Origin of the sequence: Kribbella capetownensis (assembly GCF_004331485.1) — a bacterium.
In the GTDB taxonomy this organism is placed as follows: Bacteria; Actinomycetota; Actinomycetes; order Propionibacteriales; family Kribbellaceae; genus Kribbella; species Kribbella capetownensis.
This window is the reverse complement of the sequence record NZ_SJKD01000003.1, coordinates 493,698-513,998: the sequence shown is the minus strand read 5'-3', so window position 1 is coordinate 513,998 and position 20,301 is coordinate 493,698. Positions and strand designations below refer to the sequence as shown.

Below are 20,301 nucleotides of genomic sequence, written 5' to 3'. Positions count from 1 at the left end.
GGCGATGGCCTAGGGTGGCCGCCGTGAAGGCAAGGACGAGCGACCCGACGGACGCGCTGCCTCGGCGGTCCGTGGTGCTCGCCGGGGTGGTTGTGGTGGCGGGAGCGCTGGCAGCCTCGTGGATCCTGACCGCGGTCCGGGCCGCCAACGAGGGGTTCGACATCACCGATGAGGGCTACTACCTGCTGTCGTATCGGTGGTGGGCCCACAATCCGCTGGCGTTGACCGGGGTGCAGTACCTGTACGGGCCGGTGTTCCAGTGGCTCGGGTACGACATCCTCAGCCTGCGGCTGTTCCGGCTGGTGACGCTCGTCGTGGTCCACCTGCTGTTCGGCTACAGCTTCATGCGCTGGTTGCGCGGCCGCCGGCCGAATGCGGCGCCGACGAAGCTGTGGGAGCTGGCCGGGATGGCCGTCATCCTCGCCGCGGGTGGGGTGTCCTACACCTGGATGCCGCAGTCGCCCGGCTACAACGACGTGATCCTGATCGGCGCGCTCGCGCTCGTCTCGTGCGTGCTGTGGATGGCGACCGCTGTCGACCGCGGCAGGCCGGTCCCGTTCTGGGTGCTGATGATCGCCGGTGTGGTGATCGGCACGATGGTGCTGGCGAAGTGGACGTCGGCCGTGGTGATCGGCCTGGCCGTGATCGCCGCGCTGGTCGTGCTGGCCGGGCAGGGTGTGAAAGCCGTTGCCCGGGGCATCGGTTTCGCGGCCGCCGGGATCGCACTCACCGCGCTCGTCGTGCAACTGTTCGTGATCAAGCTGAACGTCGCGGTGCCCGGGATCATGACCGTGAACAGGTTCATCGCGGGAACGTCGTACTCGCCGGCCGAGCTGTTGCAGATGTACTGGTCCACCGCCGTCGACCTGCTCGGCCAGACTCTTCGCGACCACTGGCCCCTGCTGGTCGCCGCCGTGATCGCGGTGTTCGCTCGCAGCCGGTGGCTCCAGGTCGTCGCCGCGGTCCTCGCCGTGGCCGCCTTGGTCCTCTCGGTACGCCGGGTTGTCGTCGACGATGCCGCGATCGGTGGCTCGGCGCATGTGTTCGACTACCCGGTGACCCTGCTGGCCGCCGTACTGGTGGCGCTGGTGGTTGCCGTCGCGGCCTTGATCGCCGGGAGACTGAGGCTGACGGGCCGGTCGGCGCTGAGCCGTGAGAATGCCCGCGGATGGGTTGTGCTCGCGCTGCTCGCGGTGTTGCCGATGGTGCAGGCGTTCGGGACGAACAACCCTCTCTACGTCATCGGGTTCAGCGCGTTCGCTGCGTGGGCCGCGGTGATGATCGCGGTCGTAACCGGGATCTGGGTGGCGCCGATCACGGCACGGCTGCTCGTCGGGCTCGTCACGATTGCGTCGCTCGTCGCCGTCGCGTCGCTCTCGTACACCGGCCTGTTCCAGTACCCGTACCGGTCGAAGGGTCACAACGAGCTGACCGTGGCGGCGACCATGCCGCCGCTGAAGGGCCTCTACCTCGACGAGACGGCGGCGCAGAACTACACCGCACTCGAGGCTCAACTGAAGCCGTACCTGAAGCCTGCCGGGCGACCGATGCTGGCGTTCGACAAGATGGCCGGGTTGGTCCTGATGCTGGGCGGCAAGCCGGTCGGCGAGGCGTGGGTCGCGCCGAAGGAACGACCGCGGACGGCCGCCGGCATCGAGGAGGTCTGCCAGAAGGGCCAGCCGTGGAGCCCGGGCCGGCCGCCGATCATCATCCTCAACCGCCGCATCTCCGACGTCGAGATCACCGCGCTGCACGCGTGCCTGCTGGATTTCCGGGCCGACTACGAACTGCTCGCGCCGGCCAAGGACACCATGGGTCTGCAGGTCTACGTCCCGCGCCGCGAGCGCGCGGTCAAGACACCCTGACCGGCTCGCTCGGGGCGGATGAGATCCTGTAGCCCTTCGACCACACAGCTGAGAGGGTGCGGATGATCAAGGTCGGTGTGCTGGGGGCCAAGGGCAAGATGGGCGCTCAGACGTGCCTCGCGGTGGAGGAGGCCGAGGACTGCGAGCTGGTCGCGCGGCTCGACCTGGGCGACGAGCTCGAGCAGCTGACCGCGGCCGGCGCCGAGGTGGTGGTCGACTTCACCCGGCCCGAGGTGGTGATGGACAACCTGGCCTGGTGCATCGAGCACGGCGTCAATGCGGTCGTCGGCACCACCGGGTTCGACGACGAGCGGCTCGCCACGCTCCGCGCGCTACTCGAGAAGAACCCGGAGACCGGCGTACTGATCGCGCCCAACTTCTCCATCGGTGCTGTGCTGATGATGCAGTTCGCCGCCAAGGCCGCGCGGTACTACGAGTCCGTCGAGATCATCGAGTTGCACCACCCGGACAAGGTCGATGCCCCCTCGGGCACGGCACGTCGGACCGCCGAGCTGATCGGTGCCGCACGGCGCGAGGCCAACGCCGGCCCGATCCCGGACGCGACGACTACCTCACTGGATGGCGCCCGTGGCGCGGACGTCGACGGGATCCGGGTGCACGGCATCAGGCTGCGTGGTCTGGTCGCGCACCAGGAGGTTCTCTTCGGCGACACCGGCGAGACGCTGACGATCCGGCACGACTCGATGGCGCGAGTCTCGTTCATGGCCGGCGTACTGCTCGGTGTCCGGCGGATCGGCGGAACGCCCGGATTGACCGTGGGCCTCGAACACTTCATGGACCTCGCCTGACCGGGGCGGTGGGGTGGGGAAAGGAACTGCCCTGACCGGGGCGGTGGGGTGGGGAAAGGAACTGTACTGACGTGAATGCCAAGCGTGCGGCGATCCTGCTCGCGGCGGTCTTCGTCGCGTACGCCGCTCTGCTCGGCTGGCGCGGGGTGTTGCTGATCGGCACCGGCGACCCGATCGCGGTCGGGCTCGGCATCGCGGTGCTGGTGATCCCGGTGCTCGGTGCCTTCCTGGTCTGGCGGGAGTTGCAGTTCGGACGTCGTACCGAGGTCTTGGCGCGGGAGCTGGAGGCGGCCGGTGGGTTGCCGGTCGACGACCTTCCACGCCGGCCGTCCGGGCGGATCGACCGGGCGGCGGCGGACCAGGCGTTCGAGAAGTACAAGGCCGAGGCGGAGGCAGCGCCAGGGGACTGGCGAGTGTGGTTCCGGTTGGCGACCGCGTACGACGCGGCAGGTGATCGCAAGCGCGCTCGCGCCACCATGCGGACCGCCATCGCACAGCATGAAGGGCAGGAACGGCCGGTGAACTGACCGGGAGTTACCTGGGAGTTGGCTGTGAAGGACGCCGCGGTAACTGACAACGCGGTGTGGAACGGGATACTTTCAGGGGAAGTGCGTGGCAACCGCCACGTACAGGTCGGAGACTGGGTGGAGCCGTCCTGTGCCATCAGACGGGTCTCGCCGCGGCTCGGACGACATGCAGAGCGCGGGGTTCGGCGGTTTGCTGCGACGGCATCGGCGAGAGGCCGAGCTGTCCCAGGAGGGACTGGCCGAGCGCGCCGGTCTGAGTGTTGATGCGATCGCGGCCTTGGAGCGGGGACGTCGGCGTGCGCCGCGAGCGCACACGTTGCGGTTGCTCGCGGATGCGTTGCGCCTCGAGGATCCCGAGCGCGCGGAACTCACCGCGGCCGCGCGCCGCGACACCGAGTCGCCCCGTGCGCCGATGCGCCAGCCGCCCGCGCCGCCGAACAACCTGATCGGCCGCACCACCGAAATGACCGCAACCAAACGTTTGCTGGACCAGCGCCTCACTCGCCTGCTGACGCTGACCGGTCCGGGTGGAGTGGGCAAGACTCGCCTCACCGCAGCCCTGGCGAACGAGTTGACGGACAGCTTCCAGGACGGCGTCTGCTGGGTGCCGTTGGCGACACTGACCGATCCGGCGGCGGTCATTCCGGCGATCGCCGCGTCTGCCGGACTGCACCGGATGGACGGCAGCAGACCCGTGGAGGAGATCGGCGAGCAGATCGGTCGCAGTCACATGCTGCTGGTCTTCGACAACTGCTCGCATGTCGTCGCGATGGTCGGCCAGGTCTGTGCCGCGCTGCTCGAGAACTGCCCGAATCTGTCGATCCTCGCGTCCAGCCGTGAGCTCCTGCGAGTCCCCGGCGAGAGCGTGTACGTCGTACCGGCGCTGGCGCTGCCGCACGACGAGGATCACATCGAGTCGTCCGCGGCCGTGCGGTTGTTCGTCGAGCGGGCCGTGGCGCGCGGCTACGACCCGGACGGCGAGCTCGACCAGGTCGCCCGGGTGGTCCGCCGGCTGGAGGGGATGCCGCTGGCCATCGAACTCGCCGCGGCCCGGACGAACGTGATGACCATCGAGGAACTGGCCGCCGAGCTGGAGACCTCGTTCGGCATTCTTGCCGGTGGCTCACGAACGGCATCGCCGCGGCAGCAGTCGATGCGCGGCGCGATCGAGTGGAGCCACGATCTGCTCACGCCGACCGAGCGCGAGGTGTTCGCCCGCTTGTCGGTGTTCGTCGGCGGCTGGACGTTGAGTGCCGCCGCGACGGTGATGTCGGGTCAGGCCTTGCCGGGTCCGCTGGAGCGCGCCGAGGCACTCGACCTGACCGGACGCCTGGTGGACAAGTCGCTGATCCGCGTGATCCGGCGGCGCAACGTCGCGCGGTACTACATGCTCGCGGTGATCCGTGAGTTCGCCGCCGATCGGCTCGCCGCCGACGGCGTGGTCGAGGAAGCGAAGCAGCGGCACGCGCAGTTCTATGTCGCCCTGGCCGAGGAGTCGGAAGGGCAGTTGCGCGGTCCGAACCAGGAAGTGTGGCTCGAGCGGCTCGACGCCGAGTTGGGCAATCTGCGTGCCGCCATGGCCTGGTCGCTGCGCACCGGTTCGATCCACGAAGCGCTGCGGCTGTCCGGTGCGCTGTGGATGTTCTGCTACCTGCGCGGCCACTACTCCGAGGGCAGTCAATGGCTGGAGCGTGCGCTCACCCTTGCCGACAACGTGCCGGTCTCCGAGCTCGACGGAATGGGACCGTACTGTGCCAAGGCGAATCTGGGCGCAGGCATGCTCGCGTTCCTGCAGTGCGAGTACGACGCCGCGACGACCCGGCTGGAGACCGCGCTGACGCAGTACAAGGATCTCGACGACACGGCCGGTACGGCGCTGGTGATGCAGCGGCTCGGCGGAGTCGCGCGGGAACGCGGTGACTACGAGGCCGCGGAGGACCTGCACTGCCAGAGCTACGACCTGTACGAGAGTCTCGGCGACCGGTCGGGGATGGCCTGGGCGCACAACCACCTCGGGTTCGTGGCGTGGCTGCGCGGCGATCTGGACATCGGTGCTCGGCGGTGCCAGCGGGCGCGGGAAAGCTTCCGGATGCTGGGCGACGGCGAAGGGCAGGCGTGGTCACTGATCAGCCTCGGGACCATAGCGCAGTACCGCGGCGACCTGACCGGGGCCGAGGACCTGCTGCAGGAGAGTCTGGCGCTGTCGCAGCGGCTCGGATACCGCGAAGGGGTTGCGTGGTCGCTGAACCAGCTAGGCATCATCGAACGGCGCCGCGGTCTGACCGAACGAGCTGTTCACCTCCTGGACGAGAGTCTGGCCGAACATCGCGACCTTGGTGATCGGTGGCGGTCGGCCAGTGTGCTCGAGGAGCTCGCTGCCGTCGCCCAGCAGCGGGGGAGGAGCGAGTACGCCGCCTTCCTCCTCGGTGCTGCGGACGGGGTGCGGGAAGTGATCGGCGCACCGATTCCGGAGATCGAGAAGCCCGACTACCAGTCGACCCGGGCAGCGATCGAAGAGTCGTTGGAGCGCCGGGCCTTCCGGACCGCGTGGTCGGCCGGCCGCGCCGCGCCGCTCGCCGCCGTGGCGGACGGCTATCCACCACCGGGATCGGCCTCCAGTCCGGATCACAGCGGCCGGCTCTGAGTCCGAGTCGGCCTGGCATAACAAACCGATCAGCAGTCCACCAGGTCTGCTGATCGGAAGGTTGCCTCGCGGAGCACCACGACCTGGGGGATCGACGGTACCCCGCGAGGGATCTTGGGAGCGCGGGATGAACGGCTCAGCCGGCTGTGTCTCTGTCTGACCCCCCAGGCAGTCCCCCCACCTCACAGCCGGCCGAAGCCGTGTGGCGAATGTCCGTGCCGTCGAGCCCTCCCGGTCGACGCCCCGTTCCTCCGCGCTGACTCAAGGTTGTCGAAATCACACTGTGTCGCACAGGGACGGAACCCTGACATCGCCCTGACAAATATGTCCTGACAACGAAAGCCCTGGCCGGATTTCGCCGACGGTGACCGGGAACTGCCCGTGGGTAAGGGAAATCCGGCGGAATTCCGCGCATTTCTTTGTCCCATCGGGCAGCACGCGAAGGCACGTCCCGGTCAGTGCAGATATCCGGAGACCGCTTTGGTGAATCCCGCGATCCGGCGCAACGGCGCGTTGTCGCCGTACTCCGGCTGTCCGGCGCCGGTGGCGGTCTCGTCGCCAGGGGTCGGCATCGACGGTGCCGGGATGCCGTGGCCGGCGCAGGTGACGTCCTTGGCCGGTGCCTTGCCGGTGGTGAGGAAGGTGTTGACGATCTTGTCCGCGCACGCGTTCACGCCGCCGTACACGCCGTGGTCGCCTTCGTGCGTGACGGTGACGAGACGCGAGCCGGCGTACCGCTGGTGGGCCGAGACCGCGAGCTCGTAACTCGTTGCCGGGTCGTGGATCGACTGCACCATCAGCGTTGTGGGCAAGCCTTTGCCGGTTGGTTGCGGCATGGTGAGGTTCGGGCGGTTCCAGAAGAAGCACGGGTTCTGGTTCATCGTCCAGCCGACCAACGGGTAGTGCGGACCGAGTCGCGCGGCCAGTTGATCGCCGTACTCGCGACCCTGCGGCCAGGCGGTGTCGTTGCACGTGACCGCTGTGAAGGTGGCGTCCTCCGCGTCGTCCTCGCCGACGACGCGGCCCATCGGTGGCAGGCCGACGCCACCCCGGGCGGCTCGCCGTACCAGCTCGTGCTGGCGGGTCAGCGAGAGAGCGTCGACCTGGTTCTGTGCGGCCCGCGGACCGCCCTTTGACTGAGCTACGGAAAGGTCGCGCAGAAATGCCAGATCGATTGCCAACGAATAGAAATCAATCTTTGTATACATGTCCCCGGAGACAATCTGGTCCAGGGTGTTCTGGTCGTAACTGATCTTCACCGAGCCGTCCAGGAACTCCTCGACCGCCGGTTGCTTTTTCAGGTCCCGCCGGAGGTGTTCGTAGGTCCGCAGGACCGCGCCGGCCGAGGTGCCCAGGTGCAACTTGGAGTCGTACTTCGCGGCCCAGGTCGCGAAGTCCTCGCGGAACCGGCGTTCGAAGGCCTGCGGCTGGGCGGCGAAGGTGTCCAGCCATGGCCGGGTGAAGTCGGTGTTCGAGTCCAGCACGAACCGGCCGACGTGCTCGGGGAAGTAGGTCTGGTAGTACGCGCCCATCCAGGTCCCACCGGAGTACCCGACGAAGTCGATCTTGTCGAAGCCGAGCAGTTGCCGGATCAGATCGAGGTCCTGCACGGTCTGCGCGGTGTTCACGTACGGCAGCAGGCCGCGTGACTGCCGGTCGCAGTACGGCTGGCTGAGCTGCGACGCCGAGGCGACCAGAGCGAGGTTGGACGGGTCCCGGTCGCGCGCGTCCATCGTGTAACCGGGCGCGCCCTCGCAGGTGACATTGGTGCTGTCGCCGGTGCCGCGCGGGTCGAAGCCCACGGCGAGGAAGTCCTCCTGCAGCGGCGCCTGATCGGCCAGGTACGGCGCCATGCCGAGACCGGCGCCACCCGGACCGCCCGGGTTGCCGAACACGACCCGGCTCGGCTTGCCCTTGGCCGGCGCGACCTTGCTGACGGCGAGCTGGATGTCGGTGCCCGAGTACTGGTTCGCCCAGTCGCGGGGCGCGGTGATCTTCGCGCAGTACGTCCGCAGCGACGGCTCGCCGCACTGCTTCCAGGCCGGTCTCTGCTTCAGGTACTTGCCGGCCACGGGATGCGGCCGGTCGACCGCGGTCGTCGCTTCGGTCGAGGCGGTCGCCCCCGATCCAGGGACGATGAGAACGGCGGCAGCGGAAATCCCCAGACCGATGGCCAGGGCGAGGTACTTCATGCAAACTCCAGCGAATGGCCTTGCGTAATCGGACCGTCGCAATCTGTCATGCCTGCTGTCCGCGGTCGAGCACCACCCCCGGCCGGTCGCGGATCCGCGAGGTGCTAAGGGATCTGTCGGTCTGGGCTTCTAGGCTTCTGCCCACGAGAGACGAGGAGTCGTGATGGCCGGTTGTGGTGACCTACTGATCGGACAGCTGGAGTTCTACTGGGACGTCCACTTCTGGCCGCGACTGCAGGGGTTGACCGACGAGGAGTACCGCTGGGAGCCGGTGGACGGGATGTGGTCCGTGCGGCCGGACGAGAACGGGCAGACGATCTACGAGCTGGCGGATCCGGTGCCGGATCCACCGCCGCTGACCACGATCGCCTGGCGGATCGTGCACATCGGGGTCGGGTGCTTCGCGATCCGCGTGAACGCGTTCTTCGAGGACGGTCCGGACGACGCCGACATGTTCGACCCGCGGCACATCCCGGCCGAGGTCCCCGCGACCGCCGCGGACGGCCTGGAGTTTCTGCGCCATTGGTACGAGCGCTGGCACGACTCGATCCGCGGTCTCGACAAGGACGCGTTGTGGAGCCCGCTCGGCCCGAAGGGCGCGAACTACGCCGACGACCCGATGCTCGGCCTGATCACCCACATCAACCGCGAGGTCATGCACCACGGCGCCGAGATCTGCCTACTCCGCGACCTCTACCGCGCCCAGGTGGGGAGCAACCACCCTGCCCGCGTTGGGCCTGCCTGAGGCTCAGTCAGTCGAGCCGGGGTCGGTGTGGAGGCGGATCTGCTTGATGCGGACCGACTCGTCGCCGTAGAGGTCGAGTTCGCGGTGGGCGCCGTCGGGGGCCCAGCCGGCCTCGGTGTAGAAGGCGCGCAGGACGTCATCGGTGGAGTTGACCCAGACCGTGACGCGGCTGAAGCCGTCGGCGCGGATGGTGTCGACGACCGCGTTCAGCAGCCGGGAGCCGTGGCCGGTGCGGGTCGCGTCCGGCTGGACGGCGAGCTCGGCGATCAACGCATCGCGCTGCGGGTCCGCGTCCGGGTCGTCCGACGGAGTGATCGCGGCGAACCCGACCAGCGTCCGGCCGGCCAGCGCGACCATGACCCGGTTGCGGGCCTCGCCCGGCGCGAGCAGCGCGCCCCGCCACTGCGCGGCGAACTGCGCGGGGTTGAGGTCGGCCAGCACCTCGGCCGGCAGCAGACCGGCGTACGACGCACGCCACGCCGCGACCTGGATCTCGCCGATCTCGTTGGCCTCGGCCGGAAGGGCCAGCCGCACGCTCGTCTCCGCCACCGGGCTCTCACCGGACAGCTCCGACAGGTTGGCGGGTTCCGGTACGCCGAAGTCACTCATATCCACAATCCTCGCAAGACAGTGTTGCCGGCCGGACACCAGGTCCGGCCGGCAACAGGTGAGGGGTCAGTACACGAGCCGCCGCAGCAAGGTCTCCGCCGGTCCGCGGTAGGACCGCTTCGTCATCGCGTAGGCGCCGAGCACCGACACGATCCACACCGCGACAGCGCATCCGAAGGCCGTGTACGCCGTGCTGCCGAAGCGGTGACCGAGGTCCAGGGTGAAGGGCGCCAGCAGCACCATCCACGAGACCGACTGGAACAGGTAGCCCGAGAGCGAGCGCTGACCCAGCGAGGAGATCGCCCGGACCGGCAGCGACAGCGTGGTGATGCGGGAGACCAGCAGACCGAACAGAGCGACGTACCCGGGACCGCCGAACATGCCGCTGACGTGGGAGAGGTTGCTCATGGCGTCGACCGTGGCCTCGTCGACGTGCAGCCAGTCGGCGCCGACCAGAGCCAGCGGCAGGCCGCCGAGGATCGTGAAGCCCATGCAGACGGCGGCGACACGGGTCAGCAGGGTGCGGTGTGCGGCCGGGTTCTCCAGAATCTGCTTGCGGGCCGCCCAGATGCCCAGCCAGACGACGATGATGAATCCGACCACGCTGGCGGTGTGCAGCGGGTACTCGTGCAGCCGGTCGACCAGGCCGGCACCGTACGACGCCGCGGCCAGCGACGGGTTCGGCTCGTTGGTCAGGGCGTGCGCCGGGCCGGAGCTGTTCAGTGTGGCAATCACTGCCTGGGCCGCCGTGGTCAACACATAGAGGGCCTCGAAGACCCAGATGCCGAGGACGATCCGGTGGAACTTGTCGCCGCGGTTGAGCAGGAACAGCGTGCAGATGATCCCGACGATGCCGTACGCGCCGAGGAAGTCGCCGAAGTACAGCAGTGTCGCGTGCACCAGGCCGAAGGCGATCAGCCACGTGTTTCGCTTCAGCAGGATCCGCCGGACTGCGCCGGTGGTCGCGCCGGACGAGCGCTGGCGCCGGGCGAGCTGGACGAGGCCGTAGCCGAACATCACCGCGAACACCGGGTAGGCACGGGCGTCCACGAAGGTGAGCTTGACGAAGTTCAGCAGCCGCTCGAGGCCGTGCGGCGCGCTTTCCACACCGGGCTGGCCGGCGAAGGCGAAGTTGGCGGCGTTGGCGAGCCCGATCAGCAGCAGCATCGCGCCGCGGATCAGGTCGGGCGCGAGGGCGCGCTCCTTGCCGGAGACCGGTCCGCGGTGATCGACGGCCGGGAGAGTCTGCGTAGTCACGGGACACCCTTTCGAGAAACTGTGTAGTGCTTGAGCTGTTACTCGAAATCCTCGCCTGCCACGGCGGCCGCACCCAGCGCGTTGCCACCACTTCCTGGGGTGGACCTACCACCACTCCTGTCCGACTTTGTGACACTTCTCGTTGATCTGGCCAGAAAGTGTCACATCTCGGCTATGCTGACCGGCATGGACAGCTTCCAGGCGACCATCGACGCCGACGGCCGGATCGAGCCGCGGGACGCGATGCCGGAGGGGTACCGCAAGACCCTGATCCGGCAGATCGCGCAGCATGCGCACTCCGAGATCATCGGCATGCAGCCGGAGGGCAACTGGATCAGTCGCGCGCCGTCGCTGCGCCGCAAGGCGATCCTGATGGCCAAGGTGCAGGACGAGGCCGGCCACGGTCTCTACCTGTACGCCGCCGCCGAGACCCTCGGCGTGGACCGGGCCGACCTGCTCGACCTGCTGCACAGCGGGAAGCAGAAGTACTCCAGCATCTTCAACTACCCGACCCTGACCTGGGCCGACATCGGCGCGATCGGCTGGCTCGTCGACGGTGCCGCGATCGTCAACCAGGTGCCGCTGTGCCGCTGCTCCTACGGGCCGTACGCGCGCGCGATGGTGCGGGTCTGCAAGGAGGAGTCGTTCCACCAGCGGCAGGGTTTCGAGATCCTGCACACGCTGTGCAACGGCACTGAGGGGCAGAAGGCGATGGCCCAGGATGCGCTGGACCGGTGGTGGTGGCCGTCGCTGATGATGTTCGGTCCGCCGGACTCGGCGTCGACGCACTCGGAGCAGTCGATGGCGTGGGGGATCAAGCGGCACAGCAACGACGAACTGCGCCAGCGCTTCGTCGACATGACCGTCCCGCAGGCCGGCGTACTGGGGATTCGCGTGCCTGACGACGGGCTGTCGTACGACGAGGAGTCCGGGCACTACCGCTTCACCGAGCCGGACTACACCGAGTTGTACGACGTGGTGAAGGGCAACGGTCCCTGCAACGAGCAGCGACTCGCGCACCGCGTCAAGGCGCATGAGGACGGTGCGTGGGTCCGCGAGGCGGCAGCGGCGTACGCGGCCAAGAAGGCGGTGCGGGCAGCATGAACGAGCGGAGCGAGTTCATGATTGAGCACAGCATCCTACGATGCTCAGCCGCGCCCGCAGCGAAGCGAGGACGTGGATGAGCATCGAGCCACTGTGGGAGGTGTTCGTGCGGTCCCGGCGTGGACTGTCGCACACGCATGTCGGCAGCCTGCACGCGCCGGACGCGACGATGGCGCTGCGGAACGCGCGCGACGTCTACACCCGCCGCCAGGAAGGCGTGTCGATCTGGGTGGTCCGCGCCGCCGACATCACCGCGTCCAGCCCGGACGAGAAGGACGAGTTCTTCGACCCGGCCGGCGACAAGGTCTACCGGCACCCGACCTTCTACCAGGTCCCGGAAGGCGTTCAACACCTATGAGCGCCTCTCTGTCCGACTTGTTCTTCTACACGCTCCGGCTCGGCGACGACGCGCTGATCTCCGCGCAGCGCACCGCCGAGTGGATCGCGGCAGCGCCGCAGCTCGAGGAGGACGTTGCCCTCGGCAACATCGGGCTGGACCAGCTCGGCCAGGCCCGGTCGCTGCTGCAGTACGCCGGGGTGGTCGAGGGTGCTGGTCGCTCGGAGGACCATCTCGCGTATTTCCGGGACGAGCGTGAGTTCCTCAACCTTCAGTTGTGCGAGCTGCCGAACGGCGACTTCGCGCACGCGATGGCACGGTTGCTGTACTTCGCGACGTACCAGCAACTGCTGTACGACGAGCTCCGGAGCTGCGACGACGAGCAGCTGGCCGGTGTGGCCGGCAAGGCGGTCAAGGAGGTCGCGTACCACGTCGACCACGCCACCCAGTGGGTGCTGCGCCTCGGCGACGGGACCGAGGAGAGCCACCGTCGGATGGAGCAGGCGCTGGACGCGCTCTGGCCTTACACCGCCGAGCTGTTCGAGTCCGACGAGCTCGTACGTCGTCTCGCGGTCGCAGTGGATCCGTCGACGCTGCAGGACGAGTGGACGCGTCGGGTGATGGCGGTGATCGACGAATCGACGTGCAGCCGGCCCTCGGCGTCGTACCAGCACAGTGGTGGCCGTCAGGGGCGGCACACCGAGCACTTGGGGTATCTGCTCGCGGAACTGCAGCATGTAGCCCGCTCGCATCCGGGGGCGACATGGTGACCGACACCGCGATCCTCGAAGCCGTTGGTGAGGTCGCGGACCCGGAGGTGCCGGTGCTGACGATCGCGGACCTCGGCGTGCTGCGGGGTGTGCGGCACGAGGGCGATGAGGTCGTCGTCACGATCACCCCGACGTACTCCGGCTGTCCGGCGATGGATCTGATCCGGCACGAGGTGGAGCTCACGCTCCAGGCGCTGCAGGTGGACGGACGGGTCGAGACGGTGCTGTCGCCGGCGTGGACCACGGACTGGATGAGCGAGTCCGGGAAGGCGAAACTGACGGAGTACGGGATCGCGCCGCCGACCGGGCGTCGGGCCGTCGGCGGTCCGGTGATGCTGAGTCTGACTGTGCGGTGTCCGTTGTGCGGTTCCCCGGACACGACCGAGTTGAGTCACTTCGGGTCGACCTCGTGCAAGTCGCTGTGGCGGTGCAACTCGTGCCGCGAACCCTTCGATCACTTCAAGGCGTTGTGATGACGACGACTGTGGCCCGTCGCCGGGCCGTCTTCCATCCGCTGAAGGTGGCCGCGATCGAGGCGATCACCGACGACTCGGTCGCGATCACGTTCGAGGTGCCACCGGAGTTGGCCGAGGAGTACGAGTTCAGCGCCGGGCAGCATCTCACCATCCGCCGTGCCGGCGAGGAGGTACGGCGTAGCTACTCGATCTGCTCACCGGCCGGTTCGGGCGTGTTGCGGATCGGTGTGAAGCGGATCCCGGGCGGCGAGTTCTCGGCGTACGCGGCACAGGGGCTGAAGGTCGGCGACGAGCTCGAGGTGATGACGCCGCTCGGCCGGTTCGGTACGACGCTCGATGCGGCGAACGCGAAGCACTACGCCTTCGTCGCCGCGGGCAGCGGGATCACGCCGGTGCTGTCGCTGGTCGCGACGATCTTGTCGGTCGAATCGTCGTCGCGCGTGACTCTGCTCTACGGCAATCGGACCGCGGGATCGGTGATGTTCGCGGACGAGCTCGCCGACCTCAAGGATCGGTACGCCGAGCGGTTCCACCTGGTGCATGTGTTGTCCCGGGAGTCGACCGAGGTGGAGCTGTTCAGCGGGCGGATCGACGCGGACCGGCTGGGCCGGATGTTCGCGACGATCCTGCCGCTGGGGTCCGTGGACGAGTGGTTCCTGTGCGGTCCGTACGCGATGGTCGTCGGCGCGCAGGAGTTGTTGCTGGGGGAGGGCGTGGCGCGCGAGCACGTGCACGCCGAGCTCTTCCACGTCGGCGACGAGGCTCCGGCAACTCCGGTCGAGGAGGCTCCCACCGACGAGAACGCGGCCCAAGTGACCGTCATCCTCGACGGCCGCCGCTCGACGTTCGCCCTGGCCGAGCACTCGAAGGCAGTCCTGGACGCAACTCTCGCCGTACGCTCCGACGCCCCCTTCGCCTGCAAGGGCGGTGTCTGCGGCACCTGTCGCGCCAAGCTCCTCGAAGGCTCCGTCCGCATGGACACCAACTGGGCCCTGGAACCCGACGAAATCCAGGCCGGCTACGTCCTGACCTGCCAATCCCACCCCACCACCCCGATCGTCATCCTCGACTACGACGCCTGACCCCCCGCCCGGCAGCCATCACCCCCCACCTCCCCACCCGACGATTTGGCCGGTCAACCCTCCGCGTAGCGGGTTCTCCCTCCGGAATTCGGCTGGAGAACCCGCAAGCGCAGGGGTTAACCAGCCAAATGCGGGGAGAGGTGGTGGGGGCCGGGTGGGGTGGCGGCTCGGGGCGGGGTCAGTCGGTGCCTGACTCCATCGCGGCGCGGTCCAGCAGCTCGTCTTCCTCGGAAACTTCGCCTCGGGAGGCGATGGCTTCGGCTCCGCCGGTGGGCATGGCGCCGATCAGGTCGGTGGAGGAGGCGAGGGCCGGGTTCGAGCTGCCGAACATGCCGAGGCCGGCGTACTGCTCGAGCTTGGAGCGGGAGTCGGCGATGTCCAGGTTCCGCATCGTCAGCTGACCGATCCGGTCGACCGGGCCGAAGGCCGAGTCCTCGATCCGCTCCATCGACAGCTTGTCCGGGTGATAGCTGAGCGCCGGGCCCGTGGTGTCGAGGATCGAGTAGTCCTCACCCCGCCGCAGCCGCAGCGTGACCTCACCGGTCACCGCCGTACCGACCCACCGCTGCAGCGACTCCCGCAGCATCAGCGACTGCGGGTCGAGCCAGCGGCCTTCGTACATCAGCCGGCCGAGCCGCCGGCCCTCGTTGTGGTAGTTCGCCAGCGTGTCCTCATTGTGGATCGCGCTCACGAGCCGCTCGTACGCCGAGTGCAGCAGCGCCATCCCGGGAGCCTCGTAGATGCCGCGGCTCTTCGCCTCGATCACCCGGTTCTCGATCTGGTCCGACATCCCCAGACCGTGCCGGCCGCCGATCGCGTTCGCCTCCAGCACCAGGTCGACCGCGGAGCCGAACTCTTTGCCGTTGATCGTCACCGGCCGGCCCTGCTCGAAGCCGATCGAGACCTCTTCGGGCAGGATCTCCACGTCCGGATCCCAGTGCTTGACACCCATGATCGGGTCGACGTTCTCGATCCCGGTGTCGAGGTGCTCCAGCGTCTTCGCCTCGTGGGTGGCGCCCCAGATGTTGGCGTCGGTGGAGTAGGCCTTCTCAGTACTGTCCCGGTACGGCAGCTGGTGCGTGACCAGCCACTCGGACATCTCCTTCCGACCACCCAGCTCGTGCACGAACTGCGCGTCCAGCCACGGCTTGTAGATCCGCAGCTGCGGGTTCGCCAGCAGGCCGTAGCGGTAGAACCGCTCGATGTCGTTGCCCTTGAACGTCGACCCGTCGCCCCAGATCTGGACGTCGTCGTCGAGCATCGCCCGGACCAGCAGCGTGCCGGTGACGGCCCGCCCGATCGGGGTGGTGTTGAAGTACGTCCGCCCGGCGGACCGGATGTGGAACGCCCCGCACGCCAGCGCGGCGAGCCCTTCCTCGACCAGCGCCGCGCGGCAGTCGACCAGGCGGGTGATCTCCGCGCCGTACGCCGTGGCGCGGCCGGGGACCGAGGCGATGTCGGGCTCGTCGTACTGACCGAGGTCGGCGGTGTATGTGCAGGGCACCGCTCCCTTGTCGCGCATCCACGCGACCGCGACGGACGTGTCGAGACCTCCCGAGAACGCGATCCCGACCCGCTCACCAACCGGCAATGACGTAAGCACCTTGGACACAGGAAAAGTATGCACCTGTCTGCATGATTATGCAAAACGGGACCTCGGGCGAGCCTCCCCGGGGCGTGGGATCCGGATTGAAAGGATGGGCCGTTGCCATGGTGAGGCAAGGGTGAGGGAGTGGTGAGGCGCAGGTGATGGGTCGGTCGCATGCCCTGTCGGGGTGGTGCCTGGGACTGGCGGTCGCACCGCTGGTGGGGCTGACGTCGGTGGCGGAGGTGGTCCCGTTCGCGGCGGCTACGGCCGGCTACGCGCTCGTCCCCGACCTCGATCACCCGGGTGCGAGTGCGTCCCGGCTGCTCGGTCCGGTGACCGGACTGGTGTCCGCGATGATCCGCACGTTCTCGGGTCTGCTCTACGACCTCACCAAAGGACCACGGGATGAGGACAGCACTGGGAAGCACCGCCACGCCACGCACACCCTGGCCGCCGCGATCCTGCTCGGCGTACTCGCGGCGAGCCTTGGCGACCGAGGCAAGTGGGCTGTGCTCGCCATCGCCGCGACCGGACTCCTCCTGGCTGCCCACGTGCTCGGCGACTGGCTGATCCTCGCGGTCCTCGCCGCTGTCGGCTGGTCAGTCATCGGTACGGCGCTCCCTGGTACGTCGACCGCGGACGCCGTACAAGCCGGTCTGACCGGGATCGGCGGATGGATCGGTGTCGCGGTGGCGCTCGGCATGTTCACGCATTGCCTTGGTGACAGCCTGACCCGCTCCGGTTGCCCGTGGTTGTGGCCGCTGCCGATCCGCGGCGAGACCTGGTACGAGATCCGGCTCCCGCGTCCACTGCGCTTCCGCACCGGCGGCTGGGTCGAGCGCATCCTCATTGCGCCGTTGCTTCTGGCGGGCGGCGTACTGCTACTCCCTGGCGCGTTGCAAGCAGTGGAGCAACTCTTCGACGCCACCTCGATCTGGCTGGCCGGCAGGTAGTCAGTCCTGCAGCCGTCCAGTGAGGTACGACGGGGTCCCGCGGGCCTCGAGCGACGCAGCGAACCGCTGCTGGTCGCGCGGACCGGGCCAGACCTCCCACGCCACCAGCGGCAGCGCGAGCACCGCGCCGACCAGCACCACCCAGAAACTGTCGACCACGAACGCGAGCGCGATCGAGAGCATGAACACGCCCTCACAGACCGCGAAGCGGGTGAAGGTGGACTGGGTGAACCGCCGCCACGACTCGGCCTCGATCTCGGCCGCCGGCCGGGCGGAGTACTCCAGGGCCGGCGCGCGGAAGCCGGCCAACTCGCAGAAGGCATAGGCGAGCGCCGCGGCGACCAGCACCACCAGTGGCGCCCAGGTGGGCGGGAACTCGCCGACACCGTCGGCGGCCAGGGTCACCCACACGACGAGGGTGATGACCGGGATCGCGGCGAGCATCGCGCCGGTCACGAGAGTCAGGGATCGCTGGGCGGGGGACACGGTCGGCACGGCGTGAGGCTATCGGGTCGGGGAGCCATGAATCGATGAACACGGAGCGAGGGTGTGACCACCGAGAGTATTCGCAGAATTTTTTCCGGACTTTTTTGGTCGAAGCTGTAACGACTGCCGGCGCCGGCCCGATAGGACGAGTGAGCCTGGTAGCTGCCCGGACCCCCGAGCGGACAGCTATCAGGCCTACTCATTTCTCTGCGGCTTCGGAGCGGTAATCTGAGCCCCATGTCCTCGCCAGATTCTTCTGCCTCGTCGGCGCTGCCCTTCGGCCGCCTGACGACGGCCATGGTCACTCCGTTCCGGCCCGATGGCTCGCTCGATCTCGAGGCCGCGCAGAAGGTGGCCAGCTACCTGGTCGACCGCGGCAACGACGCGCTGGTGATCAACGGGACCACTGGCGAGGCGCCGACCACCTCCGACGCGGAGAAGGTCCAGCTGGTGAAGGCGGTGCTCGAGGCGGTCGGTGACCGGGCCAAGGTGGTCGCCGGAGTCGGCACCAACGACACCAGGCACACGATCGAGTGCGCGAAGCAGGCCGAGGCCGCGGGGGCAGACGGCCTCCTGGTCGTCACGCCGTACTACAACAAGCCTCCGCAGGACGGGCTGCGCGCGCACTTCACCGCGGTCGCCGACGCCACCGGCCTGCCGAACATGGTCTACGACATCCCCGGCCGGGCCGGCGTCGAGGTCAAGACCGAGACGCTGATCGCGCTCGCCGAGCACCCGCGGATCGTCGCGGTGAAGGACGCCAAGGGCGACGTCGCCGGGGCCACCAAGGTGCTGGCGAACACCGATCTGTTCTACTACTGCGGTGCGGACGAGCTGAATCTCGCCTGGCTCGCGATCGGCGCGGTGGGTATCGCCAGCGTCGTCGCGCATGTCGCGAGTGAGCCGTACCGCCAACTGATCGACGCCGTGGTGGCCGGCGACCTCGCCACCGCACGAGAGATCGACCGACGGGTGGTGCCCGCCGTCGAGGCGATCATGACCAGGACCCAGGGCGCCATCATGGTGAAGGCCGCGCTCAAGCTGGCCGGCGTCATCGAGCACGCGACACTCCGGTCGCCGTTGATTGAGGCGACCGCGGAGCAAGTGGACTGGCTCACCACCGACCTCAAGACGGCAGGACTGATTGCATGAGCCATCCCCACCCAGATCTCGACGCGCCCGGACCTCTGACCCCGGGCGCTTTGCGGGTCATCCCGCTCGGCGGCCTCGGCGAGGTCGGCCGCAACATGACGGTCTTCGAGTACGACGGGAAGCTGCTGGTCGTCGACTGCGGCGTACTGTTCCCGGACGAGAACCAGCCCGGCGTGGACCTGATCCTGCCGGACTTCCAGCCGATCCGGGACCGCCTCGACGACATCGTCGCGGTGGTTCTGACCCACGGCCACGAGGACCACATCGGCGGCTTGCCCTACCTGCTGCGTGAGCGGGGTGACATCCCGGTCATCGGCTCGCAGCTCACGCTCGCGTTGCTGGAGGGCAAGCTCAAGGAGCACCGGCACCGCAACGTGCCGCAGCAGACCGTGGTCGAAGGCGAGAAGCTGCAGATCGGCCCGTTCGTCTGCGAGTTCATCGCGGTCAACCACTCGATCCCGGACGCGCTCGCGGTGGCGATCCGGACGCCGGCCGGCATGGTGCTGCACACCGGCGACTTCAAGATGGACCAGTTGCCGCTGGACAACCGGATCACCGACCTGCGCGCGTTCGCGCGGCTCGGCGAGGAGGGCGTGGACCTGTTCTGCGTCGACTCCACCAACTCCGAGGTGCCCGGCTTCACCACGCACGAGCGCGACATCGCGCCGGTGCTGGACCGGGTCTTCACCAACGCGAGGAACCAGCGCATCATCGTCGCCTGCTTCGCCTCGCACGTGCACCGCGTCCAGCAGGTGATGGACGCCGCGGTGAAGCACCGCCGCAAGGTCGCGTACGTCGGCCGCTCGATGGTGCGCAACATGGGTGTGGCCCGTGACCTCGGCTTCCTGAACGTGCCCGGTGACACGCTGATCGACATGCGCGAGCTGGACAACTACCCGCCGGAGCAGGTCGTGCTGGTCTCGACCGGTTCGCAGGGTGAGCCGATGTCGGCGCTGTCGCGGATCGCGGCCAACGACCACCACGTGGTCCAGATCCAGCCGGGGGACACCGTCGTACTGGCGTCGTCCCTGATCCCGGGCAACGAGAACTCGGTCTACCGGGTGATCAACGGCCTGACCCGGCACGGGGCGAACGTGATCCACAAGGGCAACGCGCTGGTGCACGTGTCCGGTCACGCCAGCGCCGGCGAGCTGCTCTACTGCTACAACATCGTCAAGCCGCGCAACGTGATGCCGGTGCACGGCGAGATCCGGCACCTGCACGCGAACGCCGACCTCGCGATCCAGACCGGCGTACCGCGGGAGAACGTGGTCGTCGTCGAGGACGGGGTGGTTGTCGACCTGATCGACCGCAAGGCCGTCGTGGCCGGCAAGGTCGACTGCGGGTACGTCTTCGTCGACGGCTCGACCGTCGGCGACGTCACCGAGACCTCGCTGAAGGACCGCCGGATCCTCGGTGACGAGGGTTTCATCTCGGTCATCGCCGTGATGGACTCCGTCACCGGCAAACTGACTGCCGGGCCGGAGATCCAGGCGCGCGGGTTCGTCGAGGACGACAGTGTCTTCGACGACCTGAAGCCGCGGATCGAGGCGGAGATCGAGAAGGCGATCGGCGGCGGCGTGGACGACATGTACCAGCTGCAGCAGGTGATCCGGCGGGTGGTCGGCAAGTGGGTCAGCGACACCCACCGCCGCCGCCCGATGATCATCCCGGTCGTCGTGGAGAGCTGAGAACCAGGAAGGGT

The 20,301-nt window shown here is 68.4% G+C and carries 18 protein-coding genes; 13 read left to right on the top strand and 5 right to left on the bottom strand.

All coding sequences use genetic code 11. The annotated features are described in order from the left end of the window. Positions 1–23: 23 nt before the first annotated feature. From E0H75_RS17155 to E0H75_RS17140, 4 genes are all read left to right on the top strand, one after another. Positions 24–1,865 carry a hypothetical protein gene (locus E0H75_RS17155; RefSeq protein ID WP_131514537.1) on the top strand — a complete coding sequence of 614 codons (1,842 nt, stop codon included), beginning with the start codon at positions 24–26 and terminating at the stop codon, positions 1,863–1,865. Between the two features lie 62 nt (positions 1,866–1,927). After that, entirely contained in the window at positions 1,928–2,674 is a 747-nt protein-coding gene (gene dapB / locus E0H75_RS17150; RefSeq protein WP_202873016.1) for a 4-hydroxy-tetrahydrodipicolinate reductase, read from the top strand. Positions 2,675–2,745: 71 nt separating this feature from the next. After that, positions 2,746–3,201 (top strand): tetratricopeptide repeat protein, encoded by a 456-nt coding sequence (locus E0H75_RS17145; protein WP_131514535.1) that lies wholly within the window; start codon positions 2,746–2,748, stop codon positions 3,199–3,201. 130 nt (positions 3,202–3,331) lie between these two features. Next, the gene (locus E0H75_RS17140; RefSeq protein WP_238163075.1) at positions 3,332–5,845 is read left to right on the top strand and encodes an ATP-binding protein; all 2,514 of its coding nucleotides are present in this window, start codon (positions 3,332–3,334) and stop codon (positions 5,843–5,845) included. A gap of 455 nt (positions 5,846–6,300) precedes the next feature. Here E0H75_RS17140 and E0H75_RS17135 read toward each other — a convergent pair whose 3' ends face one another. Next, on the bottom strand, positions 6,301–8,037 hold the full coding sequence (locus E0H75_RS17135) for an alpha/beta hydrolase (protein ID WP_131514533.1): 1,737 nt from the start codon (positions 8,035–8,037) through the stop codon (positions 6,301–6,303). Between the two features lie 163 nt (positions 8,038–8,200). On the opposite strand from E0H75_RS17135, the gene E0H75_RS17130 reads away from it, so the two are divergent. Then, on the top strand, positions 8,201–8,782 hold the full coding sequence (locus E0H75_RS17130; protein ID WP_131514532.1) for a DinB family protein: 582 nt from the start codon (positions 8,201–8,203) through the stop codon (positions 8,780–8,782). A 3-nt stretch (positions 8,783–8,785) separates the two neighbouring features. Here E0H75_RS17130 and E0H75_RS17125 read toward each other — a convergent pair whose 3' ends face one another. Next, a complete protein-coding gene (locus E0H75_RS17125; RefSeq protein ID WP_131514531.1) occupies positions 8,786–9,391 on the bottom strand; it encodes a GNAT family N-acetyltransferase in 606 nt (201 codons plus the stop codon). Positions 9,392–9,457: 66 nt separating this feature from the next. Then, positions 9,458–10,648: a DUF418 domain-containing protein gene (locus tag E0H75_RS17120; RefSeq protein WP_238163074.1), complete on the bottom strand. Its 1,191-nt coding sequence runs from the start codon at positions 10,646–10,648 to the stop codon at positions 9,458–9,460. A gap of 186 nt (positions 10,649–10,834) precedes the next feature. Between E0H75_RS17120 and paaA the strand changes: the two genes are divergently transcribed. The 5 genes from paaA (at position 10,835) to paaE (ending at position 14,417) form a co-directional block, all read left to right on the top strand. Beyond that, positions 10,835–11,752: a 1,2-phenylacetyl-CoA epoxidase subunit PaaA gene (gene paaA, locus E0H75_RS17115; RefSeq protein WP_238163073.1), complete on the top strand. Its 918-nt coding sequence runs from the start codon at positions 10,835–10,837 to the stop codon at positions 11,750–11,752. A gap of 76 nt (positions 11,753–11,828) precedes the next feature. Continuing rightward, entirely contained in the window at positions 11,829–12,110 is a 282-nt protein-coding gene (paaB, locus tag E0H75_RS17110; protein WP_131514529.1) for a 1,2-phenylacetyl-CoA epoxidase subunit PaaB, read from the top strand. Next, positions 12,107–12,859: a 1,2-phenylacetyl-CoA epoxidase subunit PaaC gene (gene paaC / locus E0H75_RS17105; RefSeq protein WP_131514528.1), complete on the top strand. Its 753-nt coding sequence runs from the start codon at positions 12,107–12,109 to the stop codon at positions 12,857–12,859. The genes paaB and paaC overlap by 4 nt, the downstream gene beginning before the upstream one ends. Beyond that, positions 12,853–13,332, top strand: coding sequence for a 1,2-phenylacetyl-CoA epoxidase subunit PaaD (gene paaD / locus E0H75_RS17100; RefSeq protein WP_131514527.1), 480 nt, complete (start codon positions 12,853–12,855; stop codon positions 13,330–13,332). The genes paaC and paaD overlap by 7 nt, the downstream gene beginning before the upstream one ends. Next, a complete protein-coding gene (paaE, locus tag E0H75_RS17095; RefSeq protein WP_131514526.1) occupies positions 13,332–14,417 on the top strand; it encodes a 1,2-phenylacetyl-CoA epoxidase subunit PaaE in 1,086 nt (361 codons plus the stop codon). The genes paaD and paaE overlap by 1 nt, the downstream gene beginning before the upstream one ends. Positions 14,418–14,595: 178 nt before the next feature. Here paaE and argG read toward each other — a convergent pair whose 3' ends face one another. Continuing rightward, positions 14,596–16,029, bottom strand: a complete 1,434-nt coding sequence (gene argG / locus E0H75_RS17090) for an argininosuccinate synthase (protein WP_131514525.1) — start codon at positions 16,027–16,029, stop codon at positions 14,596–14,598. A 137-nt stretch (positions 16,030–16,166) separates the two neighbouring features. On the opposite strand from argG, the gene E0H75_RS17085 reads away from it, so the two are divergent. Further along, a complete protein-coding gene (locus E0H75_RS17085; RefSeq protein ID WP_131514524.1) occupies positions 16,167–16,958 on the top strand; it encodes a metal-dependent hydrolase in 792 nt (263 codons plus the stop codon). Here the strand turns inward: E0H75_RS17085 and E0H75_RS17080 are convergent, their stop codons facing one another. Continuing rightward, positions 16,959–17,453 (bottom strand): hypothetical protein, encoded by a 495-nt coding sequence (locus E0H75_RS17080; RefSeq protein WP_131514523.1) that lies wholly within the window; start codon positions 17,451–17,453, stop codon positions 16,959–16,961. It abuts the gene before it with no gap. Positions 17,454–17,681: 228 nt separating this feature from the next. Between E0H75_RS17080 and dapA the strand changes: the two genes are divergently transcribed. Next, entirely contained in the window at positions 17,682–18,596 is a 915-nt protein-coding gene (gene dapA / locus E0H75_RS17075) for a 4-hydroxy-tetrahydrodipicolinate synthase (RefSeq protein ID WP_131514522.1), read from the top strand. Then, the gene (locus tag E0H75_RS17070) at positions 18,593–20,287 is read left to right on the top strand and encodes a ribonuclease J (RefSeq protein ID WP_131351645.1); all 1,695 of its coding nucleotides are present in this window, start codon (positions 18,593–18,595) and stop codon (positions 20,285–20,287) included. The genes dapA and E0H75_RS17070 overlap by 4 nt, the downstream gene beginning before the upstream one ends. The last annotated feature ends 14 nt before the right edge of the window (positions 20,288–20,301 follow it).